17 protein-coding genes and 1 riboswitch are annotated in these 17,589 nt (G+C 71.8%); of the genes, 10 read left to right on the forward strand and 7 right to left on the reverse strand.

Going from position 1 to position 17,589, the window contains the following annotated elements; genetic code table 11:
• The first annotated feature begins 5 nt into the window (after positions 1-5).
• From OG352_RS33600 to OG352_RS33615, 4 genes are read left to right on the forward strand one after another with little or no spacing between them, the layout of a single operon-like run.
• The gene (locus OG352_RS33600; RefSeq protein WP_329222131.1) at positions 6-776 is read left to right on the forward strand and encodes an SRPBCC family protein; all 771 of its coding nucleotides are present in this window, start codon (positions 6-8) and stop codon (positions 774-776) included.
• Positions 776-952: a hypothetical protein gene (locus OG352_RS33605; protein ID WP_177244747.1), complete on the forward strand. Its 177-nt coding sequence runs from the start codon at positions 776-778 to the stop codon at positions 950-952. The genes OG352_RS33600 and OG352_RS33605 overlap by 1 nt, the downstream gene beginning before the upstream one ends.
• 20 nt (positions 953-972) lie before the next feature.
• Positions 973-1,797: a thioesterase II family protein gene (locus tag OG352_RS33610; protein WP_329222133.1), complete on the forward strand. Its 825-nt coding sequence runs from the start codon at positions 973-975 to the stop codon at positions 1,795-1,797.
• A gap of 29 nt (positions 1,798-1,826) precedes the next feature.
• Positions 1,827-3,101 (forward strand): cytochrome P450 family protein, encoded by a 1,275-nt coding sequence (locus tag OG352_RS33615; RefSeq protein WP_329222135.1) that lies wholly within the window; start codon positions 1,827-1,829, stop codon positions 3,099-3,101.
• A gap of 122 nt (positions 3,102-3,223) precedes the next feature.
• Here OG352_RS33615 and katG read toward each other — a convergent pair whose 3' ends face one another.
• The 3 genes from katG to OG352_RS33630 form a co-directional block, all read right to left on the reverse strand.
• On the reverse strand, positions 3,224-5,437 hold the full coding sequence (gene katG / locus OG352_RS33620; protein ID WP_329222137.1) for a catalase/peroxidase HPI: 2,214 nt from the start codon (positions 5,435-5,437) through the stop codon (positions 3,224-3,226).
• A gap of 90 nt (positions 5,438-5,527) precedes the next feature.
• Positions 5,528-5,965, reverse strand: coding sequence for a Fur family transcriptional regulator (locus OG352_RS33625; protein ID WP_329222138.1), 438 nt, complete (start codon positions 5,963-5,965; stop codon positions 5,528-5,530).
• Positions 5,966-6,073: 108 nt separating this feature from the next.
• Positions 6,074-7,282 (reverse strand): cysteine desulfurase-like protein, encoded by a 1,209-nt coding sequence (locus OG352_RS33630; RefSeq protein ID WP_329222139.1) that lies wholly within the window; start codon positions 7,280-7,282, stop codon positions 6,074-6,076.
• Positions 7,283-7,426: 144 nt separating this feature from the next.
• On the opposite strand from OG352_RS33630, the gene OG352_RS33635 reads away from it, so the two are divergent.
• From OG352_RS33635 to OG352_RS33655, 5 genes are all read left to right on the forward strand, one after another.
• Positions 7,427-9,091: a bifunctional 3-(3-hydroxy-phenyl)propionate/3-hydroxycinnamic acid hydroxylase gene (locus tag OG352_RS33635; RefSeq protein ID WP_329222140.1), complete on the forward strand. Its 1,665-nt coding sequence runs from the start codon at positions 7,427-7,429 to the stop codon at positions 9,089-9,091.
• Between the two features lie 141 nt (positions 9,092-9,232).
• Positions 9,233-10,060, forward strand: a complete 828-nt coding sequence (locus OG352_RS33640) for a VOC family protein (protein WP_329222142.1) — start codon at positions 9,233-9,235, stop codon at positions 10,058-10,060.
• A gap of 136 nt (positions 10,061-10,196) precedes the next feature.
• Complete coding sequence (locus OG352_RS33645; RefSeq protein ID WP_329222144.1) at positions 10,197-11,867, forward strand: MFS transporter; 1,671 nt, start codon at positions 10,197-10,199, stop codon at positions 11,865-11,867.
• A 268-nt stretch (positions 11,868-12,135) separates the two neighbouring features.
• Positions 12,136-12,357, forward strand: a complete 222-nt coding sequence (locus tag OG352_RS33650) for a CbtB domain-containing protein (RefSeq protein ID WP_329222145.1) — start codon at positions 12,136-12,138, stop codon at positions 12,355-12,357.
• 23 nt (positions 12,358-12,380) lie between these two features.
• Positions 12,381-13,139 carry a CbtA family protein gene (locus OG352_RS33655; protein WP_329222146.1) on the forward strand — a complete coding sequence of 253 codons (759 nt, stop codon included), beginning with the start codon at positions 12,381-12,383 and terminating at the stop codon, positions 13,137-13,139.
• 106 nt (positions 13,140-13,245) lie between these two features.
• Here the strand turns inward: OG352_RS33655 and OG352_RS33660 are convergent, their stop codons facing one another.
• From OG352_RS33660 to OG352_RS33675, 4 genes are read right to left on the reverse strand one after another with little or no spacing between them, the layout of a single operon-like run.
• Positions 13,246-13,866: a histidine phosphatase family protein gene (locus OG352_RS33660; protein WP_329222147.1), complete on the reverse strand. Its 621-nt coding sequence runs from the start codon at positions 13,864-13,866 to the stop codon at positions 13,246-13,248.
• 49 nt (positions 13,867-13,915) lie between these two features.
• Positions 13,916-14,755, reverse strand: a complete 840-nt coding sequence (locus tag OG352_RS33665) for an ABC transporter ATP-binding protein (protein WP_329222148.1) — start codon at positions 14,753-14,755, stop codon at positions 13,916-13,918.
• Entirely contained in the window at positions 14,752-15,828 is a 1,077-nt protein-coding gene (locus OG352_RS33670) for a FecCD family ABC transporter permease (protein ID WP_329222149.1), read from the reverse strand. The genes OG352_RS33665 and OG352_RS33670 overlap by 4 nt, the downstream gene beginning before the upstream one ends.
• Complete coding sequence (locus tag OG352_RS33675) at positions 15,825-16,922, reverse strand: ABC transporter substrate-binding protein (RefSeq protein ID WP_329222151.1); 1,098 nt, start codon at positions 16,920-16,922, stop codon at positions 15,825-15,827. Before OG352_RS33675 ends, OG352_RS33670 begins: the two co-directional genes overlap by 4 nt.
• A gap of 68 nt (positions 16,923-16,990) precedes the next feature.
• A riboswitch (cobalamin riboswitch) is annotated at positions 16,991-17,191 on the reverse strand.
• A gap of 162 nt (positions 17,192-17,353) precedes the next feature.
• Here OG352_RS33675 and OG352_RS33680 point away from each other — a divergent pair.
• Positions 17,354-17,572 carry a hypothetical protein gene (locus tag OG352_RS33680; protein WP_329222153.1) on the forward strand — a complete coding sequence of 73 codons (219 nt, stop codon included), beginning with the start codon at positions 17,354-17,356 and terminating at the stop codon, positions 17,570-17,572.
• Positions 17,573-17,589: the final 17 nt, after the last annotated feature.

Genomic DNA, 17,589 nt, shown 5'->3' on the forward strand with positions numbered 1-17,589 from the left:
CCCGTATGGTCCGCGAGTTCAGGGTGCGCCGTGAGCAGGTGCTGCCCGCGACACCCGAGCAGGTGTGGCACGCGGTCGCGACCGGCGAGGGCAACCTCGGCTGGCTGTACCCGATGGACATCGAGCCGCGTGTCGGCGGCGCGGTGTCGCGGGGCCAGGCCACCGTCGTCGAGTGGGAGCCGCCCTCCAGGTTCGCCTGCCGGAGCGCCGACCAGGGCGGCTTCAGCAACACCCTCGACTACACCGTCGCAGCGCACGGCGACGGATCCGCCCGGCTGTCGATGGGCGTCCACTGGGTCCACACGGGCGTCATCGACGACGGCTGGGAGACCCGGGCCGACGCCGCCGAGAAGCACATCGACTTCTATCAGCACAGCCTCGCCGAGTACCTGCGGCACTTCGCCGGCCGCCGCGCCGTCTACGTCAAGGCCACCCGCCCCGATCCGGCGGTCTCCGGCAGCCTCACCGCCGTCCGCGACCGGCTCGGGCTGCCCGGGGCGGCCGGCGCGGGCGACACCGTGAAGGTGACCCTGCCGGACCGGCCCGGCGCCCCCGTCGAAGCGGTCGTCGACTTCCTCGACGCCGACTTCCTCGGCCTGCGCACCGCCGACGCCCTGTACCGCTTCTACGACGGCAGCGCCTGGAACTGGCCGGTGTGGCTCGGCCACCACCTCTTCGCACCGCGTGCCGACGCGGAGCCGGTGACCGAGCCGGTGACCGAGGCGGACGACTCCACGCACGCGTGGGACGCATGGCTGGCGGAGGTGGCCCCCTGATGGAGACCCCTCTCTACGCGGCCGAACTCGTCGAGGAGGACGGCGTGTTCAAGCTCGTCGTCACCGATCTGCGCCGGGACACCGTACAGACCGCCCACCTCCCCAAACGGGCCGTGGACAAGCTCCCTTACTTCCTGTCGCTCCTCAACTCCCGCCAGTTCAGCGCGTTTCGTTAACTCAGGAGGACCGTCCGACCATGGCACCGACCCCCCTCACGACCGCCGCCGCGCTTCCCGCGCCCCGGCGGGCCCCGGCGGACCGGTGGTTCCGGGTGCACCGGTGCCGTGCGCCCCGGGCCGCCCGCCGGCTGCTGTGCTTCCCGCACGCCGGCGGCACCGCCCACCTCTTCCACGGCTGGCCCGCGCATCTGCCCGACGACGTCGAACTCCTCGCCGTGCGCTACCCGGGCCGTCAGGACCGGCTGGCCGAGACCTGTGTCGAGGACATGGGGGAACTGGCCGACGCCGTCACCGAGGCCCTCGTCACCGAGGTCCTCGCCCCGTACCCGGACCTGCCGCTCACCCTGTTCGGCCACAGCATGGGCTCCGCCGTCGCCTACGAGGTGGCGCTGCGGCTGGAGGCGCGCGGACTGCGCCCCGCGCACCTGCTGGTCTCCGGCCGCGCCGCCCCGCACCGGGCACGCCCGGCGGGCGTCCGCGACGGGGACGACGAGGCGCTGCTCGCCACGGTGCGGGGCCTCGGCGACTACCAGGCCGAGGTCTACGAGATCCCGGAACTCAGGGAGCTCCTCATGCCCGCCCTGCGCGCCGACTACCGCCTCATCGAGGCCTACCGCCCGGAGCGTCCCGTACCGCTGCGCACTCCCGTGACCGCCTACACGGGCCGTGACGACGGCAGTTGCCCGGCGCGGTCCGTCGGCGCCTGGGCGGAACTCACCGAACCGGGCCGCTTCGCGCTGCGCTCGTTCCCCGGCGACCACTTCTATCTGGTCCCGCACGAGGCGGAGTTGGTCGCGGACATCGCGGCCCGCCTACGCGACCGAACAACCCTGCCTGACTGAACGACCCTGTATGACAAGGGAGTTGACCCATGCCGAACCCGACCGCCCCCCTCCTCTCCCGCCCGCCCGGAGAGCTGTACCTCCTCGACGACGACCTGAAGGCCGACCCCGCCGCCGGTTACGGCAAGGTCCGCGAACAGGGTCCCGTGGTGCGCGGCTGGCTGACCGGGACCCAGCCGGTGTGGCTGGTCACCCGCTACGACGACGTCCGTGACGGCCTGCGCGACAGCCGTTTCGTCAGCAGCCCCGCCGCGATCGAGGGGGACACCGGGGAGGACCCGCGCCGCACCCTGGTGGACATGCTGAACCTGCCGGAGGAGGTCCAGAAGTACTTCCTCGTCTCGGCCCTGGACACCGACCCGCCGGACCACACCCGGGTGCGCGGAGCCGTCGGCCGGGCCTTCAGCGCCCGCCGTACGCAGGCCCTGCGCCCCCGGGTGGAGGAACTCGCCGCGGAGATCCTCGACGACCTCCACCGCCGCTCGGCCGACGGCGTCCTGGAACTGGTCGACGGCTACGCCTACCCGCTGGCCAGCACCGTCGTCTGCGAACTCGCAGGGGTCCCCGAGAAGGACCGGGCCGTCTTCCGGCGCTGGGGCGACGACATCCTGGTCATGGAGCCCCAGCGGCTGCGGGAGTCGTCCCCGGCCGTGGTCGACACCGTCCTGCGGCTGCTCGACCAGCGCCGCCGGGAACCCGCCGACGACGTGCTGAGCGCCCTCGCCGCCGGCCGCGACGACGACCGGTACCGGCTGACGGAGGAGGAGGCCGTGGCGATGGTCCTCAACGTCGTCATGGCCGGTTACGACAACACCGCCCAGCTCGTCGTCAACAGCCTCGCCGCCCTCCTCACCCACCCCGACCAGCTGAAACTGCTCCAGGCCGACCCCGGCCTGATGCCCAGCGCCGTCAACGAGTTCATCCGCTGGTGCGGGCCCGACATCATGGTGCGCATGCGGCTGGCCGCCGAGGACGTCGACTTCCGCGGCACGTCCATCCGCAAGGGCGACTGCGTGCAGTTCGTGCTGGTCTCCGCGAACCGCGATCCGCGCGTCTACGACGACCCCGACCGCCTCGACATCACCCGCCGCCCGCACGACGGCTCCGAGGGGCACATCGGCTTCGGCCACGGCATCCACTACTGCCTCGGCGCGGTCCTCTCCCGCCTCCAGTGCGAGATCGCGCTGACGACCCTGCTGGACCGCCACCCCGGCCTGTGCCTCGCCGAGGGCCCGGAGAGCCTCCGGCGCCTGATCATCCCGGGAACGGCGCCCCGGCTGCCGCGACTGGCCGTACGCGTCTAGGACTCACCGGATGCGGCGTCCGTGACCGCCGGAACGCGCCAGGGCGCCCGGCTCGACCCGTGAGGGCCGGGCCGGACGCCCTGGATTCTCTGGTTTTCCAGTTGTTCTTGTTCTGACCGGGATCAGATCAGGTCGAACCGGTCGAGGTCGGAGACCTTGGCCCACGCCGCGACGAAGTCGTTCACGAACTTCTCCTTCGCGTCGTCGCTCGCGTAGACCTCGGCGAGCGCGCGCAGCTCGGAGTTCGAGCCGAAGACCAGGTCGGCACGGGTGCCGGTCCACTTGACCTCGCCCGTGGCGGCGTCGCGGCCCTCGAACACGGTCTGGTCCGAGGACGTCGACGACCACGCCGTACCCAGGTCGAGCAGGTTGACGAAGAAGTCGTTCGTCAGCTTGCCCGGCGCGTCGGTGAGGACGCCGAGCGCGGACTGGTCGTGGCCTGCGCCCAGCACGCGCAGGCCGCCGACGAGGACCGTCAGCTCGGGCGCGCTCAGGTTGAGCAGGTTCGCCTTGTCGAGCAGCAGGTACTCGGCCGGCAGGCGGTTGCCCTTGCCCTGGTAGTTGCGGAACCCGTCGGCGGTCGGCTCGAGCGCGGCGAACGACTCGACGTCCGTCTGCTCCTGCGAGGCGTCCACACGGCCCGGCGTGAAGGGGACCTCCACGGCGTGACCGGCGTCCTTGGCGGCCTTCTCCACGGCGGCGGCGCCACCGAGGACGATCAGGTCGGCCAGGGAGACCTTCTTCGCACCGGAGTTGAACTCGGCCTGCACGCCCTCCAGGACGCGCAGCACCTGCGCCAGCCCGTCCGGGTTGTTGACCTCCCAGCCGCGCTGCGGCTCGAGGCGGATACGGGCGCCGTTGGCGCCGCCGCGCTTGTCGCTGCCGCGGAAGGAGGACGCCGACGCCCACGCCGTGGACACGAGCTGCGAGACGGTCAGCCCCGAGGCGAGAAGCTTGGCCTTGAGGGCCGCGATGTCCGCGGCGCCGATGACCTCGCCCTCGGCGGCGGGCAGCGGGTCCTGCCACAGCAGGGTCTCCGCCGGGACCTCCGCGCCGAGGTACAGGGACTTCGGGCCCAGGTCACGGTGGGTCAGCTTGTACCAGGCGCGGGCGAAGGCGTCCGCGAACTCGGCCGGGTTCTCGTGGAAGCGGCGCGAGATCTCACCGTAGATCGGGTCGAAGCGCAGCGAGAGGTCGGTGGTGAGCATCGTGGGGCGCTTCTTGGAGTCGCTGTGGGCGTCGGGGATGATCGCCTCGGAGTCCTTGGCCACCCACTGGTTGGCGCCGGCGGGGCTCTGGGTCAGCTCCCACTCGTAGCCGAAGAGGATGTCGAAGAAGTCGTTGCTCCACTGGGTGGGCTTGGTGGTCCAGGTGACCTCGAGACCGGAGGTGATGGCGTCGCCGCCCTTGCCGGTGCCGTAGGTGGACTTCCAGCCCAGGCCCTGCGCCTCCATGGAGGCGGCCTCGGGGTCGTCGCCGACCGACTCGGCCGGGCCCGCGCCGTGGGTCTTGCCGAAGGTGTGGCCACCGGCGATGAGGGCGACGGTCTCCTCGTCGTTCATCGCCATGCGGCGGAACGTCTCACGGATGTCGCGGGCCGCGGCCAGCGGGTCCGGGTTGCCGTTCGGGCCCTCCGGGTTGACGTAGATGAGGCCCATCTGCACGGCGCCGAGCGGGTTCTCCAGCTCGCGGTCGCCGGTGTAGCGCTGGTCGTCCAGCCAGACCTTCTCGGGACCCCAGTACACGTCCTCGTCGGCCTCCCAGACGTCGGCGCGGCCGCCGCCGAAGCCGAAGGTCTCGAAGCCCATCTGCTCCAGCGCGACGTTGCCCGTGAGGATCATGAGGTCGGCCCAGGAGATGGACTGGCCGTACTTCTTCTTGACCGGCCACAGCAGACGGCGGGCCTTGTCGAGGTTGCCGTTGTCCGGCCAGCTGTTCAGCGGCGCGAAGCGCTGCTGCCCGCGCCCGCCACCGCCGCGGCCGTCGCTGATGCGGTAGGTGCCGGCGCTGTGCCAGGCCATACGGACCATCAGCGGGCCGTAGTTGCCGAAGTCGGCCGGCCACCAGTCCTGCGAGGTGGTCAGCACCTCGGCGATGTCCTGTTTCACGGCGGGGAGGTCGAGGTTCTTGAACGCCTCGGCGTAGTCGAAGTCCCCACCGAGCGGGTTCGCCACGGCGGGGTCCTTGGCGAGGATCTTCAGGTTGAGCCGCTCCGGCCACCACTGGCGGTTTCCGCCGCCCTGGGTCGGGTGCGCGGCGCGACCGTGCGCGACCGGGCAGCCACCTGCCTCCGCCGCCTTCGGGTCGGTCACGATCGCATCATGGTTCTCGGTCATGGGGGAATCCTTCTGGGCTGGTCGGATCACATGCTCACGTACCGCAGTTCTCGGGTACTGCGGTACTCGGTACAGCGGGTACTCGGGTGCTCAGTTATTGGCGGCGGTGGAACAGACGGGGCACAGGCCCCAGTAGATGACCTCGGCCTCGTCTATGGAGAAGCCGAGGTCATCGGCGGCGGTCAGGCAGGGGGCGTGGCCGACCGCGCAGTCGACGTCGGCGACGACGCCGCACGAGCGGCACACGAGATGGTGGTGGTTGTCCCCGACGCGCCCCTCGAACCGGGCCGGGCTGCCCGGCGGCTCGATACGGCGCACCAGTCCTGCCGTGGTCAGCGCGTGCAGCGCTTCGTACACGGCTTGCACGGAGATGTGGCCCACGCGGTCGCGCACCCCGGTGGCGATCGCCTCGGCACCGAGGTGGTCGCCACCGCGGACGGTCTCGAGCAGCGCGACGCGGGCGGCCGTCACCCGCAGGCCGACACCGCGCAGCTCCTCGGCGGTGGTCGGTGTACGGGGTGCTGTCATGACACCGAACCTACTCCATAAACACGAACGGTTCAAGAAAACGAACAGTACAGGTCTGGGGAACGGAGAAAGTCGGGGGAAGGGCTGGGGAAAGTCGGTAAGCGCACGTCAGAGGAACGAGGCGAGGCCGTCGAGGAGCCTGTCGACGTCCTCGGTGTCGGTGTAGGGCGCGAGTCCCACCCGCAGGGCGGGGTCGTGGAGCTTCAGCGCGGTGAAGGGCTCGTAGGCGTAGAAGGACCCGGCCGGGGCCACGACCCCCCGGGCGGCCAGATGCGCCTGCGCCTCGCGCGCGTCCCGGCCCTCAAGGGTCATCAGCACGGTCGGGGTGCGGTCCGGCGCCTTCGAGTGGACGGTGACGGCGTCGCCCAGGGCGCGCAGCCCCTCCTCGACGCGGGCGCGCAGCGCGTTCTCGTGATCGTGCAGCGACCGCAGCGACCGCGCCAGCCGCTCCCTGCGCGACACCTCCGGGGTGTTGTCCGTCGTGTCCATCGCGGCCAGGAAGTCCACGGCGGCGGTGGCGCCCGCCAGGATCTCGTAGGGCAGCGTGCCGAACTCGAAGCGCTCGGGGACCGTGTTCGTGGACGGCAGCAGCTTGTCCGGTTGCAGGGCTTCGAGGAGGTCGGGGGCCCCGGCGAGCACACCGCAGTGCGGTCCGAGGAACTTGTACGGCGAGCAGACGAACAGGTCCGCCCCCAGCGCGGGCACGTCCACCAGGTGGTGCGCGGCGTAGTGCACGCCGTCCACGTACACCAGGGCGCCGGCCTCGTGGGCCCGGTCGGCGATGCGGCGCAGCGGCGGCTTGGTGCCCAGCACGTTCGACGCCGCCGTCAGCGCGACCAGCCGCGTCCGGGGCGACAGCGCCCGCTCGTAGGAGTCGAGGTCGAGTTCCGTCGTTCCGGCGTCGATCTCTATCCAGCGGACGGTGACCCCGGTGTGCTCGGCCGCCTGTATCCAGGGCCGTACGTTGGCGTCGTGATCCAGGCGGCTGAGGACGATCTCGTCGCCGACCCGCCACTCCTTGGCCAGGTGCCGTGAGAAGTCGTAGGTGAGCTGGGTGGCGCTGCGCCCGTGCACGACGGCGCTCGAGGGCACGCCGAGCAGGTCGGCGTAGGCGGCCCGGAAGCCGGCGACGGCCTGTTCGGCGTTGCGCTCGGACGGGCTGACGAGCCCCCGGTTGGACAGGGGGCCGGTGAGCGTCCTGGTGATGGCCTCGGCGACGGGGGTGGGGGTCTGGGTCCCGCCCGGCCCGTCGAAGAAGGCGAGGCCGTGCGTGAGGGAGGGGAAGTGGGCCCGAAGGGCGGCGATATCGATGGACATGGCCCAGACTCTGGCATCCGGGGCCGGGGCCCACCAGCCGTTGGACCCGGTTCGTCCGGATCGTGTCGCGCCGCAAGATATTGTAAGACCCTTGACTGTCTTGGTTTTGACGAATGCATGCCGTTGGGTCGGAAGGGGCCACAGGTGACCGAGAGCACCGACAACACCGCGAACGCCGCGAACGCGGAGGGCACTGAGAGCGCCGCGGACTTCGACGCGGACGTGGTGGTCGTGGGGCTGGGTCCGGTCGGGGCCACGGCCGTGAACCTCGCGCACGACCTGGGGCTGCGGGTCGTGGCGTTCGACCGGGCCGCGGAGGTCGAGAAGCGGCCCCGGGCCGCCGGGTTCGACCACGAGGCGATGCGCGTCTTCGCCGGCCTCGGGCTGGCCGACGCGATCGCCGGCCACACCATGCCGTACCGGCCCTCCGAGTACCGCAACGCCGACGGGCAGGTCATCAAGCGCATCGACACCGCGCCGCCGCCCCACCTCCTCGGCTGGGCGCCCAACTACGTCTTCGACCAGCCCCACCTGGAAACCACCCTGCGCCGGCGTCTCGAAGGGGCGGACGGCGTCGACGTGCACCTCGGCACGGAGGTGACGGACGTGCGCCTCGACGAGGACGGCGCCACCGTGCACGCCGTCGACGCGGCCGACCCGGCGGGCCGCCCCCGCACGGTGCGCGCGCGGTACGTGCTGGCCTGCGACGGCGGCGGCAGCCCGTCGCGCAAGCGGCTGGGGCTCAGGATGGACGACCTGGACTTCGACGAGCCGTGGCTGGTGGTGGACGTGCGCCTGCGCCCCGGCGCGGGGGCCGGGCTGCCCCGGACGAACGTCCAGTACTGCGAGCCGGCCCGGCCCAGCACCTTCGTCGTGGGACCGGGGAGCCACCGCCGCTGGGAGTTCATGATCAACCCCGGCGAGCGGCCCGAGGACGTGACCGACCCGGACTTCATCAGCGCCCTGCTGTCGCGCTGGCTGACGCCGGGGGAGTACGACCTGTGGCGGGCGTCCACCTACCGCTTCCACGCCCTGGTCCTCAAGCAGTGGCGCGTGCGGCGGCTGTTCTTCCTCGGCGACGCGGCGCACATGACCCCGCCGTTCCTCGCGCAGGGCATGTGCCAGGGCATTCGCGACGCGTCCAACCTGATGTGGAAGCTCGCCCTGCGACTGCGCGCCGGCGCCGACGATTCGCTGCTCGACACGTATCAGCGGGAGCGTGAACCGCACGTGCGCCAAGTCACGCTCACGGCAAAGGAGTTCGGGCACGTCATCTGCGAGCGCGACGCCGCTACGGCCGCCAAACGGGACGTGGATCTGCTGGCGGAGCTGGCGGCGTGGCCCGAGGGAACGGTCCGGCAGTCCCTGATCCCCGGCCTGCACGCGGGGTTCCTCGCACCCGAGGGGTTCCCCGCGTGCGGCGACCTCCTGCCGCAGCCGAGAGTGACCGACGCCCGGTCCGCCACCGGACTGCTCGACGAGTTCACCGGGAGCACCTTCCGCCTGGTCCTGCGGCACGACACGGACCCGGCCGCGGTCGAATCCGCCCTGCGCGCACACGAGTCGGCGGACGGCTTCCCGATCCGCCTGGTCCGGCTGGTCGGCGGCGTCGAGCCCGTCGAGCGCGTCGGCCCGGACGAGTACCGCGAGGAACAGCCCGTCCTGGACGCCTGGTTGGGCCGGCAGTCGTGTGTCGCGGTACTGGCCCGCCCCGACCACTACGTCTTCGGCGGCGTCCACACGGCGGACGACCTCGACGCCCTGCTCGCCTCCGCCCGCCGGCAACTGCGCGGAGCGGCGCGGGGGTGAGCGGGGAGACCACGGGATGTGGCCTCCCGGGTCCAGGGTGTAGCCGGATTCGGCGTCGGGGCCGGACGCCAGGGGCGCCGACGCGCGATTGTCAGTGCCGGGTGTCAGGCTGAAATGACCGGATCTGCGAAGGGAATCGCCGTGATCACCACTGACACCACTCCCGGCACCCCCTGCTGGCTCGACCTCGGCGCCCCCGACTTCAAGTCCACCGCGGCCTTCTACGGCGCGGTGCTGGGCTGGAAGTACGAACCCATGGAGGGCGAGAGCGAAGGCGAGGAGATGGAAGGGGGGATGTTCCAGAAGGACGGCAAGACCGTCGCCGGGCTCGGCAAACTCACCGAGGAGGGTGCGCGCTCGGCCTGGATGATCTACTTCACCGTCGCCGACGCGGACGCCGCGAGCCAGGCCGTCGAGCGTGCGGGCGGCACGGTGCGGGTGGCGACGAGGGACCTCGGCGACTGGGGTCGGATGGCACAGTTCGACGACCCGCAGGGCGGCCAGTTCGCGGTCTGGCAGCCGGGGAAGAACGCGGGCTTCGAGCTGGCGGACAAGCCGGGCTCGCTGTCCTGGACCGAGCTGTACACGAGCGACGCGGCGGCGGCCAAGGAGTTCTACGGCGGCGTCTTCGACTGGCGGTTCGGCGACATGGAGATGCCGGGCGGCGAGGGGACCTACACCCTCATCACGCCCGCCGGGCTGCCCGAGGAGCGGATGCAGGGCGGCCTGATGGAGCTGCGCAAGGAGGATCTCGCCCTGGCGGGCGGGCGGCCGTACTGGCACCCGGTATTCGCCGTCACCGACTGCGACGCCGCGGTCGCCAAGGTCGCCGAGACCGGCGGCAGCGTACAGATGGGCCCGGCGGACATGGAGGGCGTCGGCCGCCTGGCCGTCTGCCTCGACCCGTCGAACGCCGACTTCGTACTGCTCGCCCCGGACGCCCCTGCCACCCCGGCCGCCCCGGCCTAGGGCTGGCCGCCCCGGCCTAGGGCTGACCGGTCCGGGGGCTCTGAGGGGATAGTTGCACGCCAGTGAGCAATAAATTAGCCTGCACATCGTTGGGCAATTAACTGTTCGCAGTGCCGCTTCCCCTCAGGAGCCCCCGATGCCGCTCGTCGTCAGCACGCCCGCCGAGAAGATGACCGAGCCGTATCCACGGCGCTGGTGGGCGCTGGTGGTGCTGTGTCTGAGCCTGCTGATCGTGGTCATGGCCAATACGTCGCTGATCGTGGCGGCGCCGGACATGACGACCGACCTGGGACTGTCCAGCAGCGACCTGCAGTGGGTCGTCGACGGCTACACCGTCCCGTACGCGGCGCTGATGCTCGTGCTGGGCTCGATCGGCGACATGTACAGCCGCCGCGGAGCGCTGATCGTGGGGCTGCTGATCTTCGCGGCCGGCTCGGTGACGGGCGGACTCGTGCACGGGACCGACCTGGTCGTCGTCGCCCGCGCGATCATGGGCGTCGGCGCGGCCGTCGTCATGCCGGCCACCCTGTCCCTGCTCGTGGCGATCTTCCCGAGGGCGGAACGCGCCAAGGCCATCACGGCCTGGACCGCCACCTCGGGACTCGCCGTCGCCGCCGGTCCGCTGGCCGCCGGCTGGCTGCTGGAGAGCCACGCGTGGGGCTCGACCTTCCTGATGAACGTCCCCGTCGCGCTCCTCGGCGTCGTCGGCGCACTGTTCCTGGTGCCGCCGTCGAAGGCCACGACGGCGGGCGGCATCGACTACGTCGGCGGTCTGCTGTCGATCGTCACCGTCGGCAGCCTGGTCTACGCGACCATCGAGGGCCCGCACTTCGGCTGGGGCGCCGGAACGGTCGCCGCCGCCGTGCTCGCCGCCGTCGGCCTGCCGGCCTTCGTCGCCTGGGAGTTGCGCCACCCCCACCCCATGCTGGACGTGCGCAAGTTCAGGGAGCGCCCCTTCAGCGGCTCCATGCTCGCGGTGATGTTCTTCTTCTTCGGCACCTTCGGCTCGATCTACTACTCCACGCAGTTCCTGCAGTTCGTCCTCGGCTACAACGCGCTGGAGACCGGCGTACGGCTGCTGCCGCTGGCCGGAGCCGTCTTCGCCGGGTCCGCCGTCACCGGGCGGCTGGCGCCCAAGCTGGGTGTGAAGCGCGTGGTCGGCACCGGCATGGCGATCGGCACGGCGGGCGTCCTGCTGCTCACGCGGATCGAGTCGGGCTCGACGTACACCGACTTCCTGGCGCCGCTGCTGCTGCTCGGCTTCGCGATCGGCCTGAGTGTGTCCCCGGCCACCGACACCGTCATGGGCTCCTTCCCCGAGTCGGAGCTGGGCGTCGGCGGCGGCGCCAACGACACCGCGCTGGAACTCGGCGCCTCCCTCGGCATCGCCGTCCTCGGCTCGCTGCTCGCCACGTCCTACAAGGACAAGCTGACCGACCTGGCCGGCGGCCACCTCCCGGCCGCCGCGATGGACGTCGCCAGGGACTCGGTGGGCGGCGGCATCGCGGTCGCCGAGCAGGTCGCGAAGAGCCCCGACGGCGGACCGCAGCAGGCCCGGACCCTGGTCGCGGCGGTCCACGAGTCCTTCGCCCACGCCATCGCCCACACGAGCCTCGTCGGCGGCGTCATCATGGCCGCCGGAACCGTGCTCGTCCTGCTGGTCCTGCCCGGCCGCCGCCGGTCCACCGGCCAGGACCGGCAGACGGAGCCGGCGCAGGCACAGGCGCAGACGGAGAGGGAGGCCGACCGGGACGCGGAGCCCGCGGAACTCGCCGAACCCGCGCAGGACGCCAACTCCGTCCACTGAACCGGGTGTCGTACCGGCGGTGATACGGGCCACCCGGCGGGGGCGATCGAGATCACGCCAGGTGGTGCGCTATTGGCCATGAACCCGACACAGGGTACCGTCGCTCTGTTATCGACGACGGCATCACGGAAGCCGGTGAGAATCCGGCACGGTCGCGCCACTGTGGTCGGTCCGCCCCCGCTGGACGGGGCGCACCGCTAGTCAGACCCGGGAGCGTCGTCCTCTGCACCACCGAGATGGGACGCGAACTCCCAGAGGAGGCCCTGCCATGGCTCAGCACGTCGCCCAGCCGACCGTCAACACCCCTGTCATCCCCGCGAAGCTCCCGTTGAAGGACATCGCCCCGTGGGCGGTCTTCTTCGGCATCCTGATGCTGGTCCTGCTGTACTTCGTCGGCGCCGAGCAGGGCGCGACCTCCGTCGTCTCCGGCGAGGACGTCCACGAGTGGGTCCACGACGCCCGCCACCTCCTCGGCTTCCCCTGCCACTGACCCGAGGGGAAACCAGCACACCCGTGAACTCCGCAACGGTAAGAAACCTGCTCGTGCGGGGCATGCTCGCCGGCCTCGGCGCCGGCGTGCTCGCCCTGATCGTCGCCTACTTCCTCGGTGAACCGAACGTCGACAGCGCCATCGGCTTCGAGGAGTCCCACGCCCCCGCCCACGAGCACGAGGTCGAACTCGTCTCCCGCAGCCTGCAGTCCACCGCCGGGCTCGCCACCGGCGTACTGATCTACGGCGTCGCCTTCGGCGGCATCGCGGCCCTCGCCTACTGCTTCGCCCTCGGCCGCGTCGGCCGCTTCGGCCCCCGGGCCACGGCGCTGCTGCTGTCGGGCGCCGCCCTGCTCGCCGTGTACGTCGTGCCGTTCCTCAAGTACCCGGCCAACCCGCCGTCCGTGGGCGACCCGGACACCATCGGCAAGCGCACCACCCTGTACTTCCTGATGATGGTGCTCAGCGTGCTCCTCGCGGTCGCCGCGGTGATCGTGGGCAAGCGGCTCGCGCCGAAGCTGGGCAACTGGCACGCCACCGTCGTCGCCGTCCTCGGCTTCGTCCTCGTCATCGGGCTGGCGTACGAGTTCCTGCCCGTCGTCAACGAGGTGCCGGGGGACTTCCCGGCCACCCTGCTGTGGCGGTTCCGGCTCTCCGCCCTCGCGATGCAGATCACGCTGTGGGCAGGCTTCGGACTCGTCTTCGGCGAACTGGCCGAGAGGCTGCTGCACCCGAAGCCCGCCACGCTGTCCGCAGGCACGGCGGTGGCCGCCCCGCACTGACGTCACCGACACACCACAAGAGGGCCCACGGAACCGTCCGGGGCCCTCTCGTGTTCTGCGCTCAGCTTCTCCGCTCAGCGACGGCTCCCGTCACCGGGACGCGGCGTCATGACCCGTCGGAGTACCTGGTCGTCGGCTCGGCGGACTCCAGCGGATCCCCGAGGCGCAGGTTCCAGCGGCCGCTTCGCCCGCTGATCGTGGTGGCCGTCAGCGGCGGCACGTCGACCCGCCAGAAGGCCGCCGGGGGCGCCCCCAGCACGTGGACCACCACGGCCCGCACGACCTCCGGCTCGACGACGGCGAGCGTACGGCCGCCCGTGTCCTGGGACGTCTCCAGCCAGCGGGTCACCCGCCCGCACAAGTCCTCGACGGACTCCCCGCCGTGGGGCGCCGACGCGGGATCGGCGAGCCAACGGGCCACCGCCTCCGGCTCATCGGCACCGACCTCGCCCAGGGTCAGCCCCCGCCACCGCCCCACGTCCAGCCCCGCCAACTCTCTTGCTTCCGTTGCCCCCGTCGCCTCCACCGCGTCGAGACCGAGCGCGGCCGCCGTCTCCCGGCAGCGCACACTGGGCGACGTCACGACGCGCACGGCCGCGGGCAGGGTCCCGGCCACGGCACGGGCCCGTACCGCCCCGCCCGCGTCGATCGAGCCCCCGTCGTCGAAACGGGCCTGACGCAGCGACGAGTTCATCGCCGGCGAGACGAAGGTGACGCGACTGGTCACGGGCTGACTCCTCCTGGTGCGGTCACGGTGCGGTGATGGCCCGCACGACTCAGTCTCCCCGCCGGGCTTCACCGCTCGGCTCCGGACCGGACGGGAGGGGGCCCAGGAACCGTATGTGCGGGCGGTCGTCGGGGCCGGTGCGGGTGACGGTGGCGCGGACGCCGTAGACGTCGGCGATGAGGGTCTCGGTGAGGACGTCCCGCGGGCTGCCGCAGGCCACCACCCCGCCCTGCCGCAGGACGACGAGCCGGTCGCAGTACATCGCGGCCAGGTTCAGGTCGTGCAACGCGACGACGCTGGTGAGGCGCAGCTCGGTGATCAGCGTGAGCAGGCCGAGCTGGTGCTGGATGTCGAGGTGGTTGGTGGGTTCGTCCAGCAGCAGTTCCCGTGGCTGCTGGGCGAGGGCGCGGGCGATCTGGACCCGCTGGCGTTCGCCGCCGGAGAGGGTGTGCCAGGGGCGGTCTGCCTTGTCGGTCAGACCGGTGCGGGCCAGTGCGGCGCGGACGGCCGCCTCGTCCTCGGCCGAGGCGGGGCTCCAGGCCCGGCGGTGCGGGATACGGCCGAGGCGTACGACGTCCACGACGCTCAACGCGACCTGGGTGTCGGCCTGTTGCTCCACGACGGCGACCCGCTGGGCGACCGCGCGACGCCCCACCCGATCCAGCGGGCGGCCGTCGAGCGTGACGGCGCCGGAGGCCGGGGCGAGGACACCGGCGAGCAGCCGCAGCAGCGTGGACTTGCCGGAGCCGTTCGGACCGAGCAGACCGGTGACGGTTCCGGGGCGCGGGGTGATGCTGACCCCGTCCAGGATCAGCGTGCCGCCGGCCGAGTAGGTGACGCGCTCGGCGCGCAGCCCGGTGCCGTCGTGAGACAAGCCGGCGTCGGTCATCGCGTACTCCTGGTCCGGTACAGCACGAGGACGAACGCCGGGACGCCGATCAGCGACGTCACCACGCCCACCGGCACCTCCTGCGGGTCCAGGACGGTGCGGGCGAGGGTGTCCACCCAGACCAGGAACACCGCCCCGGCCAGCGCGGTGGCCGGCAGCAGCCGGGTGTGCCCGGGGCCGGTCAGCGCGCGGGTGGCGTGCGGGAGGACGAGGCCGACGAAGCCGATCGCCCCGGCCGAGCTGACCAGGGTGGCCGTCAGCAGGGCGGTGGCGCACAGCAGGATCAGCCGGGTGCGCGCCACGTGCACGCCCAGCGAGGCGGCCGCGTCCTGCCCGAACGCGAACGCGTCCAGTGTCGTCGCGTGGCCGGCGCACACCAGCAGCGTCCCCACCAGGACCGCGAGGCCCACGCCGACTTCGCTCCAGCCGGCCCCGCTGAGCGAGCCGAGCAGCCAGAACAGCACCCCGCGCGTGGTCTCCGCGTCCGCGGCCGTCAGGATGACGAACGAGGTGAGCGCGGAGAACAGTTGCATGGCCGCCACACCGGCGAGCACCACCCGGTCCGTGGTGCCGCCGAGGGTGTGGCTGAGCAGCAGCACCAGCGCGAAGGAGAGCGCCGCGCCCAGGAACGCGCCCCCGGAGAGCGACAGGACACCGCCGCCCACGCCGAGCACGACGACCAGGACCGCGCCGGTCGAGGCCCCGGAGGAGACGCCGAGGACGAAGGGGTCGGCGAGCGGATTGCGCAGCAGCGACTGCATCACCGCGCCGCACACGGCGAGCCCGGCCCCGCACACGGCGGCCAGCAGCGTGCGCGGCAGCCGCAGATTCCATACGATCCCGTCCCGGATCGGCGTCAACTCCGCCTGCCCCCAGCCGAGATGGGCGGCCACCGACGCCCACACGTCACCGACGGCGATGTCGGCCGGGCCGATGGTGATCGCCACGGCGACGGAGAGGACCAGCAGCGCGAGTCCCGCCGCCCACAGCAGCGCGCGACGCAGCCCGCGCACCGCCGCCGGGCTAGCTGACGGGGTTGCCGTCGGGGTCGTCGCCGGCAGGGCGTCGGTCATCCCCCGAGGCCGTACGCGCGCAGCGCCGCCGCCACTTTCTCCACGCCCTCGACGGTCCGGACGGTCGGGTTCATGGCCTGCCCGGACAGCAGCACGTACCGCTTCTTCTTCACCGCCGTCATGTTCTTCGTGACCGGGTCGGACTCCAGGAACTCGATCTTCTTCGCGGCGGTCTCGGCCGTCTCCTGCTTACGGCTCAGGTCGCCGATGACCAGGACGTCGGGGTCGCGGTCGGCGACGGTCTCCCAGTTGACCTGGGGCCACTCGTCGTGGCTGTCCTCGAAGGCGTTCTTCGCGCCGAGCTCGCGGGTGATGATGCCGGGGGCGCCGCAGCAGCCCGCCAGATACGGGGACTGGGAGTTGGCGAACCAGTACATGAGGGTGATGTCCTGGGCGTCGAGCCCCGAGACGGCCTTGTCCACCCGGGCCTTCAGGTCGGCGACGAGCTTCGTGCCGCGCTCCTCGACGCCGAAGACCCTGGCCAGGTCGGTGACTTCGCCGTAGACCGCGTCCATGGTGAGCGGCTCGGTGCGCGAGCCGTCGCCGTCGCCGGTGTTGTCCTTGCCTACGCAGTCGGAGGGGGAGAGGTAGGTGGGCACGCCGAGCTTCTCGAACTGCTCGCGGGTGGCGACGCCGCCCTTGCCGAGGGTGGAGGCGAACGAGGAGGCGACGAAGTCGGGTTCGGCGTCCAGGACCTTCTCGAAGGAGGGGGCCTTGTCGGCCAGCCGCGTCACCTTCGCATTGGCCTTCTCCAGCCCCTTCGCCACCGGGTCGGTCCAGGTGGCGGTGCCCGCCATACGGTCGGCCAGCCCGAGGGAGAGCATGATCTCGGTCGTGCCCTGGTTGAGCGAGACCGCCCGCTTCGGAGGCCCGTCGACGCGGACCTTCTGCCCGCAGTTGTCGAGCGTGACCGGATAGCCGCCGGAGCCCCCCGACGCCGAGCCCTTGCCCGAAGAGGCGGATGAGCCGGACGAGTTGGGCGAGTCGGACGAGCCGGATGCGGCGGTGGAGCCACCGCAGCCGGTCAGCAACAGGCCGCCGGCCAGGAACAGCACGGCAGGACGAACAGGGCGGACGGGGCGTGCGAGCGGCACGGAACTTCCTTCGGTGTCGAGGGCCCTTGCGCGAAGCCCGGTCGTACGGTGCTCCCCCGGCCGTCTTACGGCATCGGAGGCCGCCAGCAGGTCTTCGGACTCGGGGTCAACCGGACGAGGCGCCTTCCCGGACCGCGATCGCGCTCCAGTGGCCAGTGCCCCGCCCGTCGCCCTTACCGCTGCGCGTCAGCTCCGGATTCGCACCGGATTCCCTGGCTCATGCACGTACAAATACGCACATGGGTACGACTGGCTTCGGCAAGTTACCACAGGGGCCCCGGGCTCCCGGCCGGGAGAACGGGGCCGCCGTTACGCGCAGGCCCGGGGGAGTAGCCTCGAAGTACGGAGGACATTTCGCACATCCCGGCCGTCGCCGCCGCGCCGCCGTATCAGCCGTACCAGCCGTACCAGCCGACGGGAAGGTGAGGACGATGGTGACGTTCGTGACCGTGATCGTGATCCTGGCGATGATCGCGCTCGGGGTGTTCCTCATTCACCGGCTCAACACGCAGCACGGCGAACGCATCGCCGCCTTCCACTACGGCCGCTCCGGGACACCGATCGAGGGACCGGACCCGACGGCCCCCCGCAGATCACGCTCGCGCAGACGGCCCCACCTCCGACACCGCACCCACAAGGGAACGCTGTGAGCCCCCGGTCCTGACAG

Source organism: Streptomyces sp. NBC_01485, assembly GCF_036227125.1.
Taxonomy (GTDB): domain Bacteria; phylum Actinomycetota; class Actinomycetes; order Streptomycetales; family Streptomycetaceae; genus Streptomyces.

Excerpts from the sequence above, each read along its gene's own strand:
- OG352_RS33630 (WP_329222139.1), bottom strand. The coding sequence starts at position 7,282 with ATGTCCATCGATATCGCCGCCCTTCGGGCCCACTTCCCCTCCCTCACG.
- OG352_RS33610 (WP_329222133.1), top strand. The coding sequence starts at position 973 with ATGGCACCGACCCCCCTCACGACCGCCGCCGCGCTTCCCGCGCCCCGG.
- OG352_RS33670 (WP_329222149.1), bottom strand. The coding sequence starts at position 15,828 with ATGACCGACGCCCTGCCGGCGACGACCCCGACGGCAACCCCGTCAGCT.
- OG352_RS33645 (WP_329222144.1), top strand. The coding sequence starts at position 10,197 with ATGCCGCTCGTCGTCAGCACGCCCGCCGAGAAGATGACCGAGCCGTAT.
- OG352_RS33665 (WP_329222148.1), bottom strand. The coding sequence starts at position 14,755 with ATGACCGACGCCGGCTTGTCTCACGACGGCACCGGGCTGCGCGCCGAG.
- katG (WP_329222137.1), bottom strand. The coding sequence starts at position 5,437 with ATGACCGAGAACCATGATGCGATCGTGACCGACCCGAAGGCGGCGGAG.
- OG352_RS33600 (WP_329222131.1), top strand. The coding sequence starts at position 6 with ATGGTCCGCGAGTTCAGGGTGCGCCGTGAGCAGGTGCTGCCCGCGACA.
- OG352_RS33625 (WP_329222138.1), bottom strand. The coding sequence starts at position 5,965 with ATGACAGCACCCCGTACACCGACCACCGCCGAGGAGCTGCGCGGTGTC.
- OG352_RS33680 (WP_329222153.1), top strand. The coding sequence starts at position 17,354 with ATGGTGACGTTCGTGACCGTGATCGTGATCCTGGCGATGATCGCGCTC.
- OG352_RS33605 (WP_177244747.1), top strand. The coding sequence starts at position 776 with ATGGAGACCCCTCTCTACGCGGCCGAACTCGTCGAGGAGGACGGCGTG.
- OG352_RS33650 (WP_329222145.1), top strand. The coding sequence starts at position 12,136 with ATGGCTCAGCACGTCGCCCAGCCGACCGTCAACACCCCTGTCATCCCC.
- OG352_RS33615 (WP_329222135.1), top strand. The coding sequence starts at position 1,827 with ATGCCGAACCCGACCGCCCCCCTCCTCTCCCGCCCGCCCGGAGAGCTG.